Here is a 1,934-nt window from a genome sequence, read left to right on the forward strand (position 1 = left end):
GACAACGGCACGCAGCTCGCTTTCACAAATGTTCTACGGCACACCGAACTTCGCCCAAAGCCTCGCCGCATGGTGTGTGCCACAGCAAACGTCAAGTCCGAGCAACTTCGCCAACCTCAGTGCGATGACGGCGCAACCAATATGGGGAGCCGCCTGCGGCGGATAATGGGAGTGTTGATTCACCGCAGATCCGTGAGCGCGCGACGATGCAGCATCACGGGTCTGCGGATTTCCGCAAAACGAAAGAATTAACAGATAATCATGTCTGAGCACCTTGCCTCACTCCAATACAATGTTAGACCTATGGGAGAGGCCGGTCGAAATCTTGCTGAGCACGCGTTGAGTTATCAAATTCCGCGGCACGGCCTCGTTGAAACGGTCGCCATCATCGAGGAAGAATTATGTTGCACACCAAAGAGCATCGGTCTCCAACACGATACAGCCTGACCCCTGACGAAAACAGAGCATTGGCGACAATCATGAAGGGAAAGGGGCAGATCACGGATCTTCAAATCCGCGCCCAAGCCCGTCACCTCGGATGCGCAACAAAGCCAATTTACCATCTTGCTGAAAGCCTGAGTATCCCGGTCATTCTGGATAAAAACAGAAATCGAAAAGAGCAGCACGCAGGACTATCCGCCCGCGACCGCGCCGAAAAATTCTTCAAAAGCGATGAAGAAATCATCCAGGCCGGCCTCACAACTGAGCTACCTATGGTCCTGCAAAATCTTATTGAAGATGATCCAGAGTCGTCCCGAGTAGACATCATGGAAGGAGATGATTTCAATCGCGCGGTTGATATGCTCGCAGAAGAGGAGGATCGACTGACAGCATACCAGGCGCAGGTCGTTGAACGAGAAGCAAAGCGAGAAGCGGAATTCGAAGACCGTGTTGCGAAGATGTCCGAGCACATCGCCCGGCTAGAGGCGAGGGCAAGAGCAGCGATACAGCAAACCAAGCAGCTCCGTATCGACACACGATCCGATCGGGACAGGATAGAAGATCTTGAAAGCAAATGCTCGAGGTTAGAGCGCGAAAACGCAGCCCTTGAAAAAAGAGCATTGCAAGCGGTTCATATTTCACATGAGGACCGAAGAGAGCTGAAAGAGTCCATGGCACGCGAGCGGCGTCTCATTACAGCCTTACAGCAATCCGAAGTCGACCTTTCGCATGCGAGATCACAGCAATCTTTCACACAAAAGAATTGACAAGCGATGGTCATCTGAGTGGTAACCAACAAGACGCCTGAAGAGGATATGTCTTGACCGAATACTCAGTCTTTCACACGCGACCCACCGACGACCAGCTGCAAAGCGTGAATGACGGGCATCGAAGTTCGGACTTCGCAGACGCATTGACCAAGGCGATGCTATCGGGTCAAGTCGATGATGCACTCGATCATGATCTCTATAGCATCGTCGCAATTATCTCAGCCGATAGCATCGATGCGGTCTTCAGAGACTCCAATCACATAGATTCCGATTGGACGGAGAATGACAGTGTGCGGGCGGTCGACACGCCTGTGCGATCCACGAGCGTCGGTGATATCATTCAGGTCATCAAGACAGGTTGCGCATGGGCCTGCGCGCCCCAAGGTTGGATAGAGATCAAGTCAGTAGATAACCTCACCTACCTGAAGAATCAAACAAGGCTTTTCCAGGAAAGGCACAAAAGATGACCGGCAACATCAAGCAAAGTATCGAGTCTGCTGTAAGCGGAAAAGTCGAGCAGCACGGCTGGACAGCAATATCAGTTCATGCAGGACCTGAAGAGCCGACGTTTACATATTCCGTAGCTTTTGAGGAAACTTTCTCCCATCCTGAGGTGGTTCTGATAGGCTTCGACCCACACCTTGCCCATCAAATCATATCTGACGTGGCAACTGGACTTCGCAACAAGGACATTCATATCCCCTCAAGAGGTGGCCGGGCATC

Annotated in this window: 3 protein-coding genes; all 3 read left to right on the forward strand. The window is 51.9% G+C overall.

Annotated features, from left to right (window positions below):
• The first annotated feature begins 401 nt into the window (after window positions 1-401).
• Window positions 402-1,208, forward strand: a complete 807-nt coding sequence (locus ACOI1H_RS25220; protein ID WP_422441032.1) for a hypothetical protein — start codon at window positions 402-404, stop codon at window positions 1,206-1,208.
• A gap of 53 nt (window positions 1,209-1,261) precedes the next feature.
• Window positions 1,262-1,678, forward strand: coding sequence for a hypothetical protein (locus ACOI1H_RS25225; RefSeq protein ID WP_422441034.1), 417 nt, complete (start codon window positions 1,262-1,264; stop codon window positions 1,676-1,678).
• A partial coding sequence (locus tag ACOI1H_RS25230) for a DUF4262 domain-containing protein (protein WP_422441036.1) occupies window positions 1,675-1,934 on the forward strand: 260 nt, incomplete at its 3' end. The genes ACOI1H_RS25225 and ACOI1H_RS25230, both read left to right, overlap by 4 nt.

Origin of the sequence: Loktanella sp. DJP18 (assembly GCF_049310965.1) — a bacterium.
In the GTDB taxonomy this organism is placed as follows: domain Bacteria; phylum Pseudomonadota; class Alphaproteobacteria; order Rhodobacterales; family Rhodobacteraceae; genus Loktanella.

Bases quoted from the DNA above. Each gene is read 5' to 3' on its own strand.
- ACOI1H_RS25220 (WP_422441032.1), top strand. From the start codon at position 402: ATGTTGCACACCAAAGAGCATCGGTCTCCAACACGATACAGCCTGACC.